Raw genomic sequence first — 19270 nt, forward strand, 5'->3', positions numbered from 1 at the left:
TTTTCCTCCTTTGTCAACCCCTTTTTACATCTTTTTTTGACTTTATCTTCTCCTTATTCCTAACTTAATGACATTAGTCTTTCTCATACGCCGGATCAAACGTCAAGGGAGGCTTCCTTATGCCCCATATTCTGATCGTCGAAGATGATACCGACATCAACAACTCCACCGCCGAATATCTGCGGCGGAAAGGCTGCCTGTGCAGTCAGGCGTTTTCCGGCACGGAAGGGCGGCTGCTCTGGCAGACGGGCGGCGCGGATCTGCTGCTGGTGGATCTGATGCTCCCGGGACTTTCCGGCAGTGAACTGATTAGAGAGATACGCCGGTCCAGCCGGGTGCCGGTGATTGTGCTGTCAGCCAAAACGGAACTGTCCGACAAGGTAGAGCTTCTGGGGCTGGGAGCGGACGACTACCTGACCAAGCCCTATCAGCTGGAGGAGTTGTGGGCAAGAATCCTGGTGCAGCTGCGCCACATGAGCGCCGCCCCTTCGGGAGAACTCCTTTGCTTCCGGGATTGGGTGCTGAATCTGGAGGAGATGACCTTGACCGCCGCCGGCCAGCCGGTCAATCTTACCGCCCACGAGTTTAAGATCGTGGAGCTGCTGGCGGGCCGCCCCAAGCGGGTGTTTACCAAACAGCAGATTTACGAGGCGGTCTGGCAGGAGGCATACGCGGTGGAGGACAAAACCATCACCGTCCATATCAGCAACATTCGCGCCAAGCTGCGGCCCAGCGGTACAGACGGCTACATCCAGACCGTATGGGGCATCGGATTCAAGCTGGCAGAAGCACGCGCTTAGCCGCGCCGGACGGACTGAAACGAGGGCAAAAGCCCCCCTCGGCGGGGCTGGGTTTTGTCCGAGCCGGAGGGAAGCCGGGGCGGTAATCCCGGCCAAAGCGGGCATGGTCACGTAAACTTTGCACTTTTTTTACCTTTCCTTTGCGATGTTTGGGCACTCACCTGTTAGGCTGAACCTGCAAACAAAAAGGAGGCTTTTCTATGGCAGTGATACAGACTATGGGCCTGTCCAAACGCTATAAGGACAACTGGGCAGTAGACCACCTGGATCTGCGGGTGGAACAAGGAGACATCTATGGCTTCATCGGGCGGAACGGCGCGGGCAAATCCACCACCCTGAAGCTCTTGTGCGGCCTGGCCCGCCCCACCCGGGGAGAGGCCCTGATCTTCGGCAAGCCCATCCAGGACCCGGTGGCCCGCCGCCAGGTGGGCGCCCTCATTGAACAGCCGGGGCTCTACCCCGATCTGAGCGGCCGGGAAAATTTACGGCTGTATGCCACGCTGCTGGGGCTGGACAGCCCGGCGCGGCAGGTGGACGAGATTCTGGAGACCGTGGGCCTGTCCCCGAAGGAGAAAAAGCCGGTCAAACACTACTCCATGGGCATGAAACAGCGGCTGGGGGTTGGCGTGGCCCTGCTGGGCGGGCCCGACCTTCTGCTGCTGGACGAGCCGATCAACGGCCTGGACCCGGAAGGCATCCGGGAGATGCGGGAGCTGCTGCTGCGGCTGAACCGGGAGCGGGGACTGACCCTTTTGATCAGTTCCCATATCCTGGGAGAGCTGAGCAAAATTGCCACCCGTTACGGCATTATCCAGCAGGGCCGTATGGTGGAAGAGATCACCAGCGGGGAGCTTGCGCAGAAATGCACGGATTATCTGCGCCTACAAACGGACCAGACCCGGAAAACGGCGGCCCTGCTGGAGCGGGATCTCCACTTAAGCCGCTGGGAAATGCGGCCGGAGGGCGAGATCCGGATTTACGAAGCCGTGGACGCCAAAACCGTGGGGCGGATTCTCATCCAGGCGGGCATCGCGGTGGAGGAGCTGAGCCTGCATAGGCAGGATTTGGAGAGCTATTTCCTGGAGCGCATGGGAGGTGCGGATCATGTTTAATATGCTGCGTATGGACCTACGGCGGCTGTTCAAAAGCCGGAGCTTTTCTATCATCCTGGGTGTGACGGCTGTTCTTCTGATGATGGTGACGGTCATGGCTTACGCTATCGCGGACCCGGAAATGATGGATGCGATGGAGGCGCAGGGCGCGGAAATCATAGAGTCCGACCGCATGATGAGCGAGTACATCCAAAATATGTCACAGCTGGACCTCATGCACGAAACCTTGGGCAGCGGCTTTTTGCTGGTCATGACCGGGATTGGCATGACCTTGTTTGTAAACGGTGATTTTTCCAGCGGATTTATCAAAAACATCTGCTGCATCAATCCCCGCCGCCGGGATTATGTCCTTTCAAAAATTACCCTGGCGGGCATTTACAGCGGAATCATCACCGTTTTATCCGTCCTGCTGATGCTGTTGCTCCCCGTGCTGATCCACATGTACCCGGCGCCGGATTCCATTTCTCAGATTTTGCGGTATGTCCTTTGGATGTGGCTGCCCCACTGGGCTTTTGCCCTCATGACCCTGGCTCTGGTCCTGCTGACCCGGAGCACCACCCTGGGCATCATTTTGTCCCTGGTAGCCGGNAGCGGGCTGACGGTCGCTCTGGTGGGAATGCTGGGAAGGCTGCTGCGCTGGCCTCCCCTGGAGCAGTATTTTCTCGCCGCCGCGGTAAAAGGCGTCTATTCGCCTGAAAGCGGGATTACTCCCATTCAAACGATTTTGGCCTGTACCCTTGCATGGGCGGTCCTTTACGGAATGGGAAGCCTGTTGTCCATGGAAAAGCGGGATATTTAAGGAGGAATTTCCATGCTGCCTGCCCTGATCCTGGCCCTTGCCGCCCTGGGGTCCGCTCTGCTGCGCCTGTGGGCTTACCGCGCCCAGCTGCTGGAAATGGCCCGGGTACTGGAGGAGACCCCACCGGAGAGCAATCTGCGCCTGACGGTGAGGACCTTCGGTATGGCGCCGCGGCGGCTGTGCCGGGCGGTCAACCAGCGTCTAGAGGAGGGGCGGCAGCTCCGACTGGAGNCTCAGAAGCGGGAGCAGGAGCTGAAGTACACCATGACCTGCATCTCCCACGACATCCGCACCCCTCTGGCGGGGGCCATGGGCTACTNGCANCTGCNGGAGGAAGATCCCGAGCGTCAGACGGAGTATCTGGACATCGTGCGTGAGCGGCTGGAAAAGCTGGAAGAGCTTTTAGAAGAGCTGTTCCTCTACACCCGCCTTCAGGGCGGCTCTCTGCCGCTGGAATGTGAAACGACGGCGGCCCTGCCGCCCCTGTGGGACGCCCTGGCGGAGTTTTATCCCCAGTTGGAGGCGGCGGGAGTGGAGCCGAAGCTGCGGTTTGACCGGGAGGATATGACGGTCTGGGCCAGCCCGGAAGCCCTGGGCCGGGCGTATCGCAACCTGATCGCCAACGCCCTGCGCCACGGCGGCGGCGGGCTGACCATCTCTGGTCAGGATCAGACGATCTGCTTTTCCAACGAACTGCCTCCCGGCCCCAAGCCGGACCCGGAACGCCTGTTTGACCGGTTTTATCAGAGCAGTCCTGACCGGGCAGCGGGCGGGGCCGGTCTGGGCCTTTCCATCGTGCGGGAGCTGATGGAGCGGATGGGCGGGCAGGCGTCCGCGCAGATTATGGGAAACGAGCTTCAGATTAGTCTGCGGCTCTCCGCGATGGAGCCGCCGGCAAAGTAACGTTCCGAGCGGAGCGTCACAGCAGTGGGATATAGAATTGACTATTCCCGTTTTTCCTCCGGCGCAGCCTTGCCGGAGCATCCGCGAACAAGAAACACCTTATATTACTTCCGAACTGAAAGGTCGGAAGTAAGCGGTTGCCGCCGTTTACAGCGGTGCGCAAATCAGCGCCCTCGTCCCCAAACGGGCAAAGGGAAGACAGAATCAAACCGCCGCGGAGCCTGTGCTCCGCGGCGGTTACTTTCTGCCTATCGCTGTATGAGGGGCTCGTCCACCCAGGTTATCTCATAGCCGTCCCTGAGGAACCACTGGACGCAGTACCAACAGGGCTCACCGTTCACAGGACAGATCCCCTTGGCCACGCCGGCGCCGATACTGGACCGGGTCTTGTCCAGCATCCCGCTCCGGTGGTCCTGCGAGGACTCCCACTCTTCCACCGCAATCTGCCCCAGGTCCCTCTCCGGGTCCTCCACCCTGTCGGAAGCGATGCAGTGGATATTCTCGGTGGTATACGGGCAGTCCGTCACCGTCGTACGCCGGGTGCCGTCCGGGCGGATATGGGAGTAGATGGAAGTCGCCGCCATCTCGTCCGCCCGCACCTGGGCCGCCGCCATCAGCAAGGGGTCCGTCTCCAGGGCGGGAAGGCCGTTGTCCTTTCGAAGGGCGTTGGTGCGGTCGATGATATCCTGCCGGATCATATCCGTCTCCCCGGCGGGAGAGGCCGCACCGGGAACCGGCACGTCATCCAGGATCGTGGGCGGATTGCCGGTGTAGGGGGCTGCACTGTCAATCTGCACCCCGTTTTGCCAATAGACGTTCACGTCCAGCGCCTTGCCGATATCCCGAAGCTTGACATAGTTGTTCCCCGCAATTCTATAGGCCGCCATCGGCACTTGGCGGCCGTCCACATAGATCGCGTGCTTAGAGGGTTCCGCCGCAACACCGGCGGCAACCGCCGTAATCCCTCCAAAAAGCAGGGCTCCGGTTAAAAGGCCCAGCAAAAACGGCGTCAACTTCCTGTTTATTCCCGCTCCCCCCCTTCTCATGCTTTGCCTGTGGTTCAGCCTAAACGGCGGCGCAGCTGCTCGGGATTATCCGCATAGNTGAGCGCCGTNTCCGGTGTGATGGCCCCTGCCTTGCAAAGGGCCAATATTGACTGGTCCATGGTAACCATTCCCTCGCCGCCCCCCGCGGCGATCGCATTGTCGATTTGATGGGTCTTGCTGTCCCGAATCAAGCTTCGAATGGCACTGTTCATGTGCATAATCTCAAAGGCGGGCACCNGCTCGCCNCGGGTCCCCGGCAGCAGCTNCTGCGAGACTACGGTATGCAGCACCATGCNCAGCTGCANCCGAATCTGANCCTGCTGTCCGCTNGGNAANGTATCGACAATGCGGTCTATGGTATTTACCGTGCCCTTGGTGTGCAGGGTGGCGATGAGGAGGTGCCCGGTCTCCGCCGCCGTCATGGCGGTGTGGATGGTCGCCTGGTCCCGCATCTCACCCAGGAGGATAACGTCCGGCGCCTGCCGCAGGCAGGCCCGCAGGGCCGAGGGATAATCCTCCGTGTCGATGGAAATCTCCCGCTGGCTCACGATGCTTTTGCGGTCCCGGTGAAGGTATTCGATGGGGTCCTCCAGCGTGATGATGTGGCACTCCCGGGTACGGTTGATCCGGTCAATGACACAGGCCTGGGTGGTAGATTTTCCGCTGCCCGCCGTGCCGGTGACCAGCACCATGCCGTGGTCCACGGCGGCCAGGTTCATCACCTGCTCAGGAATGCCCAGACTCTTCCAGTTCGAAATCTCAAACGACACCACCCGCACCACTGCCGCCATGGACCCTCTCTGCCGGTACGCGTTGACCCGGAAGCGGGCCAGCTCGGCCACGGAGAAGGAAAAGTCGTCGTCCCCCTGCTGAAGATAGCGGTCTATGGACCGTCCCGCCAATTGGTAAATCTCCCGAATCAGGTTCTCCGTATCCCGCGGGTAAGCCCGGTCCTCGCTGATGGGCTGGAGACGCTTTTCCAGCTTCTCACAGATCGGCCCGCCCGCCACCAGAAAGAGGTCCGACGCCTTGTCGGTCACCACCCGCTGCAAGTATTCCAACAGCTTTGACATAGAAAGCCTCCTTTAAAACAGTACGCCGTCCCACAGGTCCAGGGAATCGTCGCTCTCCCACTCGGCCGCAGGACACGCCTGCCAGCGCAAAATGGTATAGCCGCCGTCCTCCTCCACGATGACCTCCACCTCCAGGTTCTGCGTGCCGGAGATGGGGCAGGTGTAGGAAAAAAGCGTTCCCTTGTGGTCGGGGCCGTGCGTGGCCCGCACCGTGCGTCCCTCCGGCAGGGGTGCGCCGCTCCGCAGGCAGGCCAAAATTTCCTGGGCGGCGTGATCGGCCTTATAATACCCCGCCACCGTCTGAACGGAAGCGTCCGACAGCCGCGCGTCCGCNTGAACCGNCGCCAGGGACAGCAGGGCAAACACCTTCAGGCACAGCACGGCAAACACCGTTAAAAGGGAGCTGCCGCCCACAGCGGGCGGAAGCGCGCGTTTCTCGTTACCCATTGCCGCGCACCTCCCCCTGCNACGCAATCTGAANGGAGAAAATAGGCTTGCNCCGGGCGTCCACCATCTGCACGGCGGCCTCCCGCAAAGCGGGATTTTCCGACAAAATGCCCTGGGCCTCCAGCCGGTAGGCATCTCCGCCCAGGTTCCAGTCCTCGTCGTAATCCACCCACAAAAGGCCCTGCTCATATTGTCCGCCCAGCAGCTCCGCCGCGCCGGCAAAGGCGTCGCAGGCGTCTCCGCCATAGGACTGAATGGCTTCCGCGGCGGACTGGACCAGCATGGCCGCCCGATCCCGCGCCTCGCTCTGCCGGGAGATGTTGTCCGATCTTACAAAGGCCTGAAGGCACAGCGCCGCCGCCAGGGCAAACACCAGCAGCATCACCATCTGTTCCATCAGGGCCAGGGNCGCGCGGCTCTTCATGAGACCNCCCCCCTTCCGCTTCTAAGAAGCAGAAACAGACGGTCGGGCTGACCGGAGTCTCCGGTAACGTCCACCGTCAGCAGTCCCCGCCGCAGCGACAGGGATAGGGATTCCGCTTCCATGATCCGCTCCCCGTCCTCCGGGGAAAGCTCCGCGTCCTCTCCCGCGTAGAGCTCCATCAGATAACCGTCATGCCAATAGACCCTGGTGGTAAAGCCGTCCTCCGTAAAGGCCAGCGCGGCGGCGCCTCCAAAAGGCTCCACCGTCACGCCGCCCAGGCAGTCCGCCTGGCGCACCCGGGTTGCGATGTACTGGGCGCAGGTCCTGCGGCTGTAAGAGGCCTGATCCCGGACCGTCAGGCGGCGGTAGGCCCGCGCCCCCGTCAGCAGCACCGACAGCACGCACACCGTGAAAACGCCAAACAGCAGCAGCGCCAAAAGCCCGTCCAGATGATGTTGTATTCCCCGTCTTTTCATGGCGTGTTCTCCAGAACCGTGATATCCGGCATCAGATTCTCCGCAAAGGCGGAGTAATGNNCGGTGTAGCGCTCCTCGTCAATCTGCAGGCCATAGTGCTCCTCCAGATAGGACAGCGTGGGAGGATAAACGCCCTCGGCGGCGTAGCAGGCCACGCAACCCCGGCGCAGCGACTCCTCCAGCTGCCGCCGGTCCTCCTCCGTCCGCCCGCCGTCAAGGTTGTTGACGGCCATGGCAAAGAACAGCAAAGCCGCCGCCGCAATGACCGGCAGCAGCAAGCCCNTCAGCAGGGAGGGCAGAAGGGAATGTTTTCTCCTCATACGCTCACCCAATCGCCGACATGATGTGCATCAGGGGCAGCATAACCGACAGCAAAATCAGCCCCACCAGCACGGAACAAAGCAACACCAGCGCAGGTTCCACCCGGCTCACCGCGGCGTCCAGGGCGGCCTCGCCCTCCTCGCTCAGGTCCCGGGCGATCTTCTCCATGGAGGCGTCCCCCGCGCCGCCGCGCTGGCCCAGCTCCAAAAGGCGGCTCTGGCTTGCGGGCAGCAAACCGCTGGCCTTCAGCGCGGCGCTGAGCGCCTCGCCGTTGTCCAACCGCTTCCGGCAGTCCTCGCACCGCCGCCTCGCGCCGCCCTCCACCAATCCGGCGGACAGGCCCAGCGCCTCTTCCAGGGGGAGCCCGCTGGCCATGCCCATGGCCATGGCCTGGGCCAGNCGGGCGTTGTTCAGCTTCNGGCTGACGCCCCGGTCCCCATGGCCGCGCTGCCAGAAGGAGACCAGGCTCCGCCGCAGCGGCCCTACCGCCGTAAAGAGGAACCCTATCAGCACCAGCGCCGCCAGCACGGCCCAAAAAACAGGCAGCGCGCCCTCCAGCCACCGGCCCATGGTCAAAAGGCCCGCGGCCACGCCGGTAAGCCGGGTGCCCAGGGAGGCGTACACATCGTCAAAAATCGGCAGGACCTTCACCAGGAGCACGCCGATTACCACCAGCATCAGCGCCAGCATCACCGCCGGGTACAGCAGCGCGCTGCGCACCCGCCGGTCCATCCGCACCCGGTCCTCATAGTACCGGGAAAGGGCCGCCAGCGCCTCCTCGGTCCGCCCGGTCCTCTCACCCACCTCTACCAAGCCGCAGGCATAGGTGGGAAACGCCGCGCTGCTGCGCATAGCGGACGCCAACGCGGCCCCGCCGTCCACCTCGTCCGCCATGGCGGACAGCAGCTTCTTGTGGGGCGAATCCTCCCCCAGCAGGTACAGCGCGTCCCCCGTCCCCACACCGGCATGGAGAAGCAGAGACAGCTCCAGGCTCACTTCGGCGATTTCTCCGTAACTCAACGTTCGTTTCATGTGATGCTCCTCAATAGAGATATTTGACGGTGTAGTTTTTTCCGTCGCCGATGTACTGCATGATGGACGCGCTGCTCTTCCCGGAGGAGGCGAAGGTGGGGTCCATCCGCTGCCAGGTGCTGCCGTCAAAGTAGATAATGTTATCTACCCAGCCGGTTTTCTCCGTCCAGACGCTGACCCAGGCGTGGTACTGTTTACCGGCGTAGCCCACGACCAGCTTGCAGGGGACCCCCTGGGAGCGCAGCATCCCCGTCATCAGGGCCGCGTNGTCGAAGCAAATACCCGTCTTGGTGGAAAGCACCGTGTCCAGCACCGGCAGATAGCCGCTCTTTACCGTCGCGGCCTTCTTCTCGTCATAGGTCAGATTCCCAACCACAAAGTCATAGACCTTGGCCACTTTGTCCAATCCGTCGCTGCTGCCCGCGGTCAGCTCCGCCGCCTTTCCCACAGTGTTGGGGGCGGCGCCGTAATCCACGTATTGGTTGGGCCGCAGGAACGGGGCGAACTCATCCGTCAGCGCCACCTGGAACGTGACGGATGCCAGCTTCGCGTACTTTTTCCCCTCGGTGTTCTGAAGGGCCATCACCTTATAGCTCCCGTTGCCGTCCGACAGGGGGAAGGTGGACCAGCCGCCGGTGGGAAGGTCGTAGGTATAGGTGGTATTGGGTCCCACCACCTGCACGCGCAGCCGCTTGCTGTTGGCCCCGGCGTGGCGGACCATGACGTAGCCGTCCGAAATGTTGGAGTAGTCGATTTCCGCCCCACCGNCGCTCTCCACGGCGGTGCCGCCCGCCACGGGCAGCAGCATGGGCGAAGCCGCCAGGGGCACCGCCTCTTCGTCCTCCAGCGTCACCGTTTCCTCTTCCAAAGGCGTTTGGTCCTGGGAATCCTCCTGGGGAATGGTTTCGGCACTTTCAGCCGCCCTCTCCTTTGCAAGCCCGAAGGCCTCCTCATCCGTGGCGGTTCTGGCATACAGGGTCTCGCCGCTGAAATCTCCAAAGGCGGCTTCGTCTGTCGCCGTTTCGGCGCAACCCGGCAGCAGCAGGCACAACAGTGCCAGCAGCACGGGAATTTGTTTGCCGTTACGCATCATGCGTGGCCTCCTTTCTCAGCCGGCCATATTCTCTATCCGGTCGCAGCGCACCGTGACGCGCTGCCGTCCGCCTANGNTAAAGGTAAAANGCGTTAAATCCCACTCGCCGGAGAGCATTTCCTCCGTCTGCTCGGGCCAGAGCAGCTCCAGCTCCGTCACAGAAAAATCAAAGACGTTCCCGTCCACATCCGTAAAGCGAACCAGCTCGCCGCCCTCCAGNNTTTTCAGACGGCCGAAATGCCGGTCGTAATTGTGGGCGGCGAGTATCATATCGTCCAAATAAACCGACCCGGCGTAGCGGCAGGGAGCAATCTTCAGCTGGGGATAGCTCCACTCGCTCATAACCGGCAGACTCAGCTCCAGGGACGGAATATNCAAATAGCCGATATAGTCATAGCCGTCGATCTCCACCGTCGGCATCTCAAACCGGGGGTCCACCAGATAATCGGGCAGGATATATTCCGGCAGCTCCTCCCGGCCCTCTTCGGTCTGGAATTTCAGCGCCTGGAAGGTCGCGTCGGCGGCGTCGCCGGCGCGGCCCTCGTCCCACACGTTATACCCGGTCAGCAGCAGGGCCGCCAGCACCAGCAGAAATCCCGCCGCCATGCAGAACGCGCCCTTCTTATTCTCCATCCGTCTCCCCCCTTCTGTGCCGGCCCCAGCCAAAGAAGAACAGGCCCATGCCGGTCAGCGCCAGCAGGGGTACGGGCCACCAGAGCTGCCCGGTCTGGGGCAGCCTCGCCAGAGGAACGTCCTCGTCGTCTATCTCAATCTCGTCGGAATCGTAGTCCGGGTCCAGGTAGGGCGTTTGATCCAGGGGCACCTCCGTGTCCTCCAGGGGAATGTCCGGCGAAGGGGGCGTGGTGGTGGTCGTTGTGCCGGGTGGGTCGTCGTCCCGGTCCGTCTGGGGCGGAAGCGGGTTGGAGTTGACAATCCGGTAGGTCCCGCCGGTCTGGGAAATGCTGACCTGGTAGGACCCGGGCCGTTCCAGAACCTCCCAGCGGTAGCCCGGCTCCAGATCCGTCCACTCATAGCGCCAGTTGTTGCGGACAGACAGCTCCACCGTATCCACTACCTGGCCGTTACGCAGCAGATCCACGATCACCGGCTCTTTGCGGGTACCGGCGGACCAGATCTTGATGACCCGCCGCGAGACGGTCTCGTGGGGAATCTCGTCCTTCTTGGCCCCGTTCACAACCAGGTCGTAGACCCATTCCTCCCCCCCGCCGCTCTGGTCCGTCCAGTAGGGCAGGCACACGAAGTAGGAGGAGGGCTGATAGTCCCGGATCTCGCCATTGGCTTTCGTAACAGAGTAGGGGTCCCCGGAAACCAGATAGAGCCCCACGGGGAGATCGTCAAACACGGCCACGCCGTTTCGGTTCGTCGTGACGGTCCTCATGGGGGAGTAATACCGCTCTAAATAAGGGCGAAGCGTGGTGGCCAGGTCCGCCCACTGGCTGGCCTTGGTGATGTTGTTGAAATCCATGACCTGGGGAAAATACGGGTCATTGGAGAACATGGGCAGCAGCGTGTAGCGCACGCCGGCGCTGACGNTGGCGACGCGGTAAAGGTGAAACGTGACGCCGGGGTCCTTAAAGTCCAGTGTCAGACTACAGGGCTCCCCGGAAATCACGGGAATATTCCTGTTTATGACGGCTCCGGCGGGCCGTGTGAGGCAGACGGCGCACAGGAGCAGGCCCAGCGCAGCCGCCGCGGCCCGTTTAAATCCTTGTCTCAGCTTCATCATGGTACGCCTGCCTTTCCTACGATTGCNTCTTGACGCGCTTGCCGGAAGATTTCTTCTTTCCCCCGCCGGGGGCCGCGATGGCCCAGATGAACAGGGCCAGCAGCATGGGAGCCGCCGCCACCGGAGCCACCAGAATGGGGTCGATGCGCACGGCGTCCGCCGTGATGCGGGCGGAGGAGGCCGCCTCCGGGGTCTCGATCCGCTTTCCGCGGACCAGGAGGCGATGGGTATTGACGCCATAAGGCGTACAGGTAATCAGGGTGCAGTGGTCCTGCCCCTCCTGAACCACCAGATCCCCCATCTCGTCCGGGAGGACGATGTGAATCTGGTCCACCTCATNGGTGAGCGTCTCGTTGAGAANGCGGAGCATGAAGATGTCGCCCTCGGCCAGCTGGTCGAGGTTCGTAAAGAGCTTCGCGCTGGGCAGCCCCCGGTGTCCCGAANGGACACAGTGGGTGGAGGGCCCGCCCANCNGCNGCGAACTGCCCTGCAAGTGGCCCACGGCCACCTGGAGCACGCCGTCGCTGGTGCCGTGGTAAATAGGCANGCTCACCTCGATACCGGGAATCTCGCTGTAGCCCATGATCCCGTTGTTTCCCACATTCAGTTCGCCGTTATAGTCCGCCTCGTCCTCCTCCAGGACCCGGAAGGGGTTCGCCCGCTCCAGCAGCCGGGCATTGTAGTCCCTGGCGCTGCGCCAGATATGCTCGTAATCCACGGCGTTCAGCCCGGAAACGCTCTCGGCGTAACCGGCGATTGCCCGGGACTGGTGGAAGGAATTCCAATAGTCGCTGGCGGTGGGGTAAAGCAAAAGGGCAACCCCGGCCAGAAGGACCAGGAGGAGAAGCGCGGTGGACAGATGTTTTTTCATGTTCGTTCACTCCCTCCGCCGCGCCGCGGTCTTCCCGCGGCGCGGCGGAAAGGGGCTTACTCTTCTTCGACGCTCATGCGCCGCTTGGTAATCAGCAGAATCACCGCGCCCGCGGCCAGGACGCCGCCCACAATGTAGAAAATGGTGGTGCCGATGCCGCCGGTCTCGGGCATCTGCAGTCCGGTGTTGTTCACAACCTGGGTAGAGACCGTACCCTGGTCCCCGCCAACGCCCAGCTCAATGGGTTTGTTCTGGGGGATGGGGTTTCCGTCCTTGTCCTGGACCGTGACTGTGATGCTCGCCAGGCTGACGGGGTTTCCGTCTTTATCCTTATTGTATGTGGCCTTGACCTCGAAGAAGTAGGGGCCCGCCTGGTTGTACTTCTTCCCGTCGGGGGTCATGGGGTAGTCAACCTCTTCCAGCTTATACTTGCCCTCGTCCAGCTTGGGGAAGGTGGAATTGGTCTGTCCATCGGTGGTGAGGGTCACGCTGCCGTCTTCGCCCGTGATCTCATACCAGAGCTGGCCGCCCTCAGAGACAGGGTTGCCCTGGTCGTCGATGGGTTTTCCGTCTGCGTCCACATGGACCGGCGTACCGATTTTTCCGCCGACGGCCACCCAGTTGCCTTCGGCGTCCTGCTTGGAGAGCTGGAAGGTCGCGCCGGGCAGGGGGGCGTTGTTGTTTCCGCCGTCCACCTTGTCGGCCACCAGGGTGAAGGTGTACACGGTGACCTCAACGATTTCGCTGGGGCCGGAAGGGGTCTCCACCCAGACGCCGTTTTTGTTCCCGGCGGCGCCCACGTTGGCGTCTGGCAGCAGCTTGGACTCGTATTCCACGTAGACCATGTCGCCGTTCTGGATGCCGGAGCCGTCCGGGAATTTGNCCGCCGCGGCGTCAAGGNAGACGNGGAAAGCGCACTGGGTGCCCTTGTTTACACAGGCATCCTTTTGATTCTTGTCAAAGGTAAAGTTGCTCACATCCGCCCGGACCGTGGTTCCGTCCTCATTCGTGCGGAGAATGTAGACGCCCTTGACGGCAGTGGGGACCTCCAGCTGGGAAGCATCCATCTGGTCGTGGAAGGTCATCACGTGGGTCACGCCGTTTCCGGGGGTATAGCTCTTGATGGGGGCGCTCAGCTGGAACTGGAAAACCTCGCNCTCCGGGTAGTCGACGGCGTTCACCCAGTTGCCGGCGGCATCCTGCACCTTCTTGAACACCTCAGGCGTCGTCGGGGGAAGCTCTCCCTTATCCTGGATGACGATCTCGCCCTCGGTGCCCTGGATGTTGTACAGGTAATTCCGGGTCGTCCCGTTGGCAAAGGTGGCCTTGATCATGTAGTAGCCGGGGGTGAGCTGGGAGCCCAGGGCCAGGGGCGGAGTCGTGGTCCGCGCGTCCTGCAGCACGTCGGCGACGACTTCGCCGGAATGCTCGGGATGCTCCCGGCGCAGCGTGTCAAGCGCCTCCGCGATGTTATCGTCCGTGTAGCCCGCGGGCAGGGCGCTGAAGAGCTCCTTGGCCCGAGTGGCCGCGTTCGTGGCGGGGCCGCTCTGAACATCCAGGCTCTGCATGCCGCTGATAAACTTGGCCTTGTCGAACTGAGCGCTGGTTCCGCTGGGCCATGTAAAGTCCTTTAGGGACGCGCCGTCCAGCGTGGCGTCCATGACCTTGAACAGCTCGTGGGTGGTGGTGTTGCCCGCCGCCTCCGTGAACTTGGCAAAGTCCGCCGCCAGCGCCGGCACGGCCAGGGCCAGCGCCAGAACCAGGACGAGCAGCAGGCTGCTCAGCTTCTTCATGTGTTTCATCTTATGATCTCCTTCCTTATGCTTGGGATTCTCTCTTTGAATTTTGCGTGGGGAGAAGGGGCATTCCGCCCTTATGCCTTGTCTGCCCCCCTCCCTTCTGCGGTTTTCTTTCTATACCACAGCCAAAGCGCCGCCGTTGCCAGCAGTCCTCCGGCCAAAGTATACGGGATGGTCCCGGACCCTCCGGTCTCGGGCAGCTCATACGCAAACATGTTTGTAAAGGTAACCGTCGTTTTGTCCATACCCATGGACTCGTCGTGGCCGTTGGTTCCACTCGCCGCCGGGTTCTCGACGGATCCCTTGGTCACCTGCACAGTGGTGGTGCATCCCTCCGGCGGCTCGCCTTCCGGGAAAATCTCGTTCACGTCATAGCCCGCGTAGGGCGAGAGGTCCGCAATCCGCAGATACCACCCGTCCCGCAGCGTGAAGACCAGCTTCTCGCCGCCGGATATCGAGAAAGAGCGCGTTTTGGTCTGGTCGCCGTCGTTTTCCTCGTCGTACACCAGCACGCCGTCCGCCTCTTTCATGAGCACCGGGCGGCCTTGTTCGTCGTACACCGTCGCCTGATAGATTTCCATGGTATTGATCAGCGTCAGATCGAAGGTGTAGAAGGTCTCCCGCAGCTCGTCGGTCACCAGATTTCCGTCCACTGCCTTTTGAATGGTGAGGGGCGTGTTCTCCTGGTTCGGAGCCTTAATGACCGGCACCGCCATGGCGTTGGGCAGGGTATACTGCATCCAGCAGGTGGAGCCGGAGGCGCCCCGCTCGGTGAAAAAGACGCTGAGGGTGTAGGTATTCGCCTCGTGGTCCTCCCGNCCTCCGGGGATGTNGTCCCAGAGGTCCACATACTCGCCCACGGATCTGTGGACGCCGCCAATGTCGCACACCAGCTCGTTGCCCAGGAAGACCCACATGTCGTCGTCGCCGTAGAAATAGTACTCCAGGGGCCCCACGTACTCCTCGGACAGCTCAAACTGCACGGAGTAGTTCATGCCGAAGAAGGCGTTGTGGTCCTGGCCGTTGTCGCTTACGGGCAGGCGGTGCCATGTGTTGTCATCGTATTTTATATTTGTTACAGGCGTGTTATTTGCCCCCAGCGTGGCCTTCGGAGCACCAAACGCCGGGTCTTCGCCCTTCAGTCCGTCCAGCGGCCAGAAGCCCACGGCGCCGTCGCGTATGCCGTTGGTCCAGATGCTCGTGTAGTTCCCCGGATGTCCGAAATTCTGCAGATTACCCAGGACAACGCGGCCGCCCTCCTTCACGGCGCTCAGCGTGTGGGTGTCGCCCTCCTGCAAGAACTCCAGAGAGTACTGGTCGTAGCAGGTCTTACCCGTGGCCGGCGAACCGCCGAAGAGGTTCGGTCCCGCCACTCCGTTGCTGTACACCACGCTGCCGCCGGCAAAGCTCTGCACCAATCCAAAGGTGCATCCCTCATATCCACGGTCCCCGTTGATCCTGTTCAGCGTGTGCCCGTGCCAGGTCTCATCTTCCAGGCCGGAACCTGTGTTGGCGTTGCCGAAGCCGAATTTCGCGTCCGTTGTGCCTTCCGGGTAGTTGCCGGGGTTGTTGATGCCCTGCCGCTTGGTATTTACCGTAACCGGATTGCTTCCGCTCTGGACTCCGTCGGTGATGTCGTAGTCGTAGAAGACGGATTTGTCGTTTACCATCGTATCCTGGCGCTGGGTATACACCAGCCGGAAGCGGGTTTCGGATGTAATGGGGATAACCGTCTCGCNGGCCGCCTTGGGGTTGTTCGTGAAGCGCAGCCCATCCAGGTTCTCGCTGTAGACGTCCCAGTACTGCGCCGCTTCCTCGTCGGTCTGGACCGCCTCGGCCGCTTCAAATTCCACGCCGTCCTTCAGCACCCAGAGCTCGCTGATGTCATAATGGGTGTTTTCCATCATGCCGAACATTTTCGCGATGGTCAGCTCATCCTTGTTGGGGTTGAACTGGAATTTTTTGTCCTTATAGACCCGCGTGATCTTCGGCTGGGCAAACAGGACGGTTCCGTCCGCGTTCAGCTGCAGATTCATGGTGTTCGGCGTCGTGCCGTTTTGCGGCAGCCTTGCCGTTCCGCCGTTGTTTTCCGCGCTGGTGTCGATGAAGGACAGCGAGGCGGCCCCGCCGCTCTTGGCGGGCTCCTTAATCCACGCGTAGTACTCCACCGTGAACACCGGATACACGTTCATCAGCAGGGACAGTCCCGTCGGATCGCCGCCCCGGGTAGTGAAGGTCATCCTGGGCTGAGCCTCGGGCTCCGCCGCGCTGCCCAGATCGTTCACCGTCACGCTCCCCAGCTCGTTTACCGCTCCGCCGGTCTCCTCGCTGTAGGCCACCAGGGTCAGGCTCGGCGCCGCCGCCTCGGCTTCGTCGCCGTCCACAGCGCCCTCGCCGTCCGCNCTGATGCCNAGAGGCTGGTTTTCGCTGAAANCCTCCAGCTGTTCCAGCATCTGTGCAGACAGGGTCACCTCCACCTCCACCGTACAGGCGGAGAGGTCCAGAGGCCGTCCGTCAATCGTGGCGGTCAGGGTTAGGACCCGGAGCAAAAGCACCTCGTCCTCACTCAGCTCTTCGGCCCGGGCGGCCAGGCTCTCATAGGCCTCGCCGTCCTCCTGGAACTCCACGGAGAACACCACGTCCGCCGGGTCCAGCTCCGCCCGCCCGTCTATGCCGTCTAAAGCGGGAGTATCCGGATATGTCCAGCCCCCGGAGAAATCCCCATCAGGTTCCACGGTAGGCCTATCTTCCGGAAGTTCCATGTCAGGCTCCGCGGGAGGCGGATACTCCCCGCCCTCCGGCTCGGAAGGTGGCGGCGCCAAACCGCTGTCCTCAATGCCATAGTTCTCGCCGGGATCCTCCATGTCCGGCAGAGCGTAGAAGGTGCGGATGCTCGCAGCCTCAGCCAGCCCTTGATCCGGCTCCGCCGGCGGAAGAACCTCTTCACTATTTAAATCCGGTTCCTCCAAAGCGCCCGAATCTTCCGGAATATNAGGCAAGCNGGAGNGACGGTGCTCGGGTTCTCCGGGGAGAACGCCGTCCGCTCCCTCCCCGTCATCCTCCGCCAGGGAAGCGTAGCCGTTGATGTGGAAGGTCAGGAGGAACTCCNCGTTTNNATACGCATAGTCCTCCGCCAGCCACAGTCCCGCGGGCTCTTCCGGCTCCGGGTCCTGCGGCAGGGNCTCCTGCATGCANGCCAGCGTATGGACGTGCTCCTCCATGGTGCAGCAAAGCGTCCCATCCTCGAAGTAGCACTCGGATTTGTGGAGATGCGCCGGCTTGCCGCACAGGCACCCGTCGTCCTCCTTGGGAACCAGCTCCACATAGCAGCCCTCGGTGTGCTCATGCTCCTCCATCCCGCAGGTCAGGGCGCGGATTTCCTCCATCTCTCCCTCGGGAACATGGACGCAGTCCGCGTCATGGTCATGGACTATGGCCTCGGGCCGGGCGCACAGCAGGCCGCCCTCCTCGCCATAGCAGCTCTCATCGTGGGCGTGGGGCGTCAGCTCCTGCCGGCGGCAGGCCAGAAGCTCGGTAATCTGGTAGCACTCGTCCGTGTGGACGTGTCCGGCTTCCCGCTCCTCCTCCTGGCACACCAGCCGCTGGACCCACTCGTAGCACTCCTCGCCGTGCACATGGCCCTGGGCCACGGCGAGGCCGCAGGCTAGCGTCTGCTCCTCCTCCGTGGTATAGCAGCCTTCGTCGTGGCGGTGGCCCTCCGTCTCCTCCCGGGTACAGGAGAGTTCCATCTCCGTCTTCTCGGCATAGCAGGAGCCGTNATGACGGNGCCCGGCGTCCANCACGCCGCCCTCTTCATCCAGAATCTCCTCCGACTCGGAGNGGCCGCAGACGAGCTCCTGCCATGTCCTGGCGGTGTAGCAGCCGCCGTCATGGACATGGGGCTCCTCCTCGGAAAGGGCGCAGGANAGCACCTGGCGGCTCTCCGTCTGGTAGCAGGCGTCCGAGTGGATATGGGATTCCGCCTCCTCCGCCTGGCCGCAGATCAGCCCGCCCCGGTCATAGGCCCAGCAGGAAGCGCCGTGGACATGTCNCACTTCCTGGAGCTCCCGGCAAATCAGCTNCCGCTGCTCCTGATAGCAGCTTTTATCGTGGAGGTGGATCTCCTCCTCCGGCAGAGCGCAGACCAGCTCGCCGTATTCGTCGCAGCAGAAGGAATTGTGCTGGTGGATGACCACGCCGCCGTAGCTCATCGCGTCACAGACCAGCTCCGGCTGGGGCCCGGAGAGCTCAACCGTCCAGCACTCGTCGCTGTGGACATGAGCCTCCAGGCCGCAGATAACCTGGTTGGACATTGTAACCGCCGGCATCATCAGCGCATAGACCGTGCAGAATACCACGATCGCAGCCAAAACGGTCAGCGCCTGCCGGCCCCGCCGTCTTCGCTGGTGGACATCAATGCAACGTGCCACCTGAGAGGACAAGTTGCCGCCCATATGTCATGCACTCCTTTCTTTCAAGATACGCTGAACAAACCACATGCTCCGTGGTTAATCGTTTAAATGAGGCCCGCAGCTTGATGGGGCCACACGCGGAACAGCAGCCGCCCTACGATCTGGTCGTAGGCGACGCATCCGAGAACGGTGTTCCGGGAATCCAGCGACACGCTGCGGTGGTCGCCCATCACAAAGATTTTGGACTCCGGCACTTGATACGGCAGCGCGATATCGCAGTCGCCCAGGGCTTTCTCCACCAGGTAGGGCTCATACAATTCCTCTTCGTTGACGTACACCGTTCCGCTCTCGTCGATATCCACCCAGTCTCCCGGGCCCGCGATGACCCGCTTGACCAGAATTTTATTGTCGTGGTAAAAGGCGATGATATCTCCCGTCTCAAAACCGGAGCCTCTCCAGGAAACCACAATCTCGCCGTCCGTCAGAGTGGGAGCCATCGAGTTCCCGCCGATCTGGAGGACCGGCATCCACAAAGTCGCCACCAGCACGGCGGCGGCGGCCACGGTAATCAGCGCGTAAATGGTGCTGCGGAGAACCCGGCGAAACCGCCAGCGGTACTTCTCCCGGTTCAGCTCCACTTCCAGCTGGGCAATGGAGGGAATCTCCAGCTTTTGCTCTTTTTTCTTCATGGCACGCGTTCCTTATCAGTCATGCTGCCAGCCCACAAACAGCGTCCACTTTCCCTTCTCCTGCTTGCTCTTCAGCCCGAAAGGCCGCCGGGCGCGGTTCGGGGGCGCCGCCGGAGCGGGGGGCTTTGATGGCTCCTCCGCCGTCCGCGCCGCTTCCTCCGCGGGCGGTGGAACGGGCTGACTCGAAGCCGCCTGGACCGGGGCGGGCTGGGCCGGAGCCGCCTTC

The 19270-nt window shown here is 62.1% G+C and carries 16 protein-coding genes and 1 pseudogene; 4 read left to right on the forward strand and 13 right to left on the reverse strand.

The genetic code is table 11. The features are described 5' to 3' along the window. Positions 1-119 precede the first annotated feature (119 nt). From JX325_RS04220 to JX325_RS04235, 4 genes are all read left to right on the forward strand, one after another. Positions 120-800 (forward strand): response regulator transcription factor, encoded by a 681-nt coding sequence (locus tag JX325_RS04220; protein ID WP_204789923.1) that lies wholly within the window; start codon positions 120-122, stop codon positions 798-800. Between the two features lie 200 nt (positions 801-1000). Next, positions 1001-1912: an ATP-binding cassette domain-containing protein gene (locus JX325_RS04225; RefSeq protein ID WP_204789924.1), complete on the forward strand. Its 912-nt coding sequence runs from the start codon at positions 1001-1003 to the stop codon at positions 1910-1912. Next, the gene (locus JX325_RS04230) at positions 1905-2711 is read left to right on the forward strand and encodes an ABC transporter permease (RefSeq protein ID WP_204789925.1); all 807 of its coding nucleotides are present in this window, start codon (positions 1905-1907) and stop codon (positions 2709-2711) included. Before JX325_RS04225 ends, JX325_RS04230 begins: the two co-directional genes overlap by 8 nt. Before the next feature lie 12 nt (positions 2712-2723). After that, positions 2724-3614, forward strand: coding sequence for a sensor histidine kinase KdpD (locus JX325_RS04235; protein ID WP_204789926.1), 891 nt, complete (start codon positions 2724-2726; stop codon positions 3612-3614). A 248-nt stretch (positions 3615-3862) separates the two neighbouring features. Here the strand turns inward: JX325_RS04235 and JX325_RS04240 are convergent, their stop codons facing one another. The 13 genes and pseudogenes from JX325_RS04240 to JX325_RS04290 all read right to left on the reverse strand — a co-directional run. Then, positions 3863-4615 carry a CAP domain-containing protein gene (locus tag JX325_RS04240; RefSeq protein ID WP_204789927.1) on the reverse strand — a complete coding sequence of 251 codons (753 nt, stop codon included), beginning with the start codon at positions 4613-4615 and terminating at the stop codon, positions 3863-3865. Positions 4616-4674: 59 nt separating this feature from the next. Further along, entirely contained in the window at positions 4675-5733 is a 1059-nt protein-coding gene (locus JX325_RS04245; protein ID WP_204789928.1) for a type IV pilus twitching motility protein PilT, read from the reverse strand. An 867-nt stretch (positions 5734-6600) separates the two neighbouring features. Further along, positions 6601-7080 (reverse strand): DUF4860 domain-containing protein, encoded by a 480-nt coding sequence (locus tag JX325_RS04250; RefSeq protein WP_204789929.1) that lies wholly within the window; start codon positions 7078-7080, stop codon positions 6601-6603. Beyond that, positions 7077-7400, reverse strand: coding sequence for a hypothetical protein (locus tag JX325_RS04255; protein ID WP_204789930.1), 324 nt, complete (start codon positions 7398-7400; stop codon positions 7077-7079). Before JX325_RS04255 ends, JX325_RS04250 begins: the two co-directional genes overlap by 4 nt. Positions 7401-7404: 4 nt before the next feature. Further along, positions 7405-8433: a type II secretion system F family protein gene (locus tag JX325_RS04260; protein ID WP_204789931.1), complete on the reverse strand. Its 1029-nt coding sequence runs from the start codon at positions 8431-8433 to the stop codon at positions 7405-7407. Between the two features lie 10 nt (positions 8434-8443). Beyond that, positions 8444-9526 carry a transglutaminase family protein gene (locus JX325_RS04265; protein ID WP_243413916.1) on the reverse strand — a complete coding sequence of 361 codons (1083 nt, stop codon included), beginning with the start codon at positions 9524-9526 and terminating at the stop codon, positions 8444-8446. 15 nt (positions 9527-9541) lie between these two features. Beyond that, entirely contained in the window at positions 9542-10159 is a 618-nt protein-coding gene (locus JX325_RS18625) for a sortase (RefSeq protein ID WP_374220583.1), read from the reverse strand. Continuing rightward, positions 10149-11273, reverse strand: a complete 1125-nt coding sequence (locus JX325_RS04270) for a Cna B-type domain-containing protein (protein WP_204789932.1) — start codon at positions 11271-11273, stop codon at positions 10149-10151. Before JX325_RS04270 ends, JX325_RS18625 begins: the two co-directional genes overlap by 11 nt. A gap of 16 nt (positions 11274-11289) precedes the next feature. Next, positions 11290-12144 (reverse strand): class C sortase, encoded by an 855-nt coding sequence (locus JX325_RS04275; protein ID WP_204789933.1) that lies wholly within the window; start codon positions 12142-12144, stop codon positions 11290-11292. A 56-nt stretch (positions 12145-12200) separates the two neighbouring features. Beyond that, positions 12201-13946 (reverse strand): SpaA isopeptide-forming pilin-related protein, encoded by a 1746-nt coding sequence (locus JX325_RS04280; protein WP_204789934.1) that lies wholly within the window; start codon positions 13944-13946, stop codon positions 12201-12203. Positions 13947-14017: 71 nt separating this feature from the next. Then, the gene (locus JX325_RS17925; protein WP_243413917.1) at positions 14018-18397 is read right to left on the reverse strand and encodes a fibro-slime domain-containing protein; all 4380 of its coding nucleotides are present in this window, start codon (positions 18395-18397) and stop codon (positions 14018-14020) included. Positions 18398-18459: 62 nt separating this feature from the next. Further along, on the reverse strand, positions 18460-19044 hold the full coding sequence (gene lepB / locus JX325_RS04285) for a signal peptidase I (RefSeq protein ID WP_204789935.1): 585 nt from the start codon (positions 19042-19044) through the stop codon (positions 18460-18462). Between the two features lie 15 nt (positions 19045-19059). Next, a pseudogene (locus tag JX325_RS04290) lies at positions 19060-19270 on the reverse strand (flagellar motor switch phosphatase FliY); the annotation flags it as partial.

The organism is Oscillibacter sp. CU971 (genome assembly GCF_905219725.1).
Classification (GTDB): Bacteria; Bacillota; Clostridia; order Oscillospirales; family Oscillospiraceae; genus Oscillibacter.

Excerpts from the sequence above, each read along its gene's own strand:
- JX325_RS04220 (WP_204789923.1), top strand. The coding sequence starts at position 120 with ATGCCCCATATTCTGATCGTCGAAGATGATACCGACATCAACAACTCC.
- JX325_RS04225 (WP_204789924.1), top strand. The coding sequence starts at position 1,001 with ATGGCAGTGATACAGACTATGGGCCTGTCCAAACGCTATAAGGACAAC.
- lepB (WP_204789935.1), bottom strand. The coding sequence starts at position 19,044 with ATGAAGAAAAAAGAGCAAAAGCTGGAGATTCCCTCCATTGCCCAGCTG.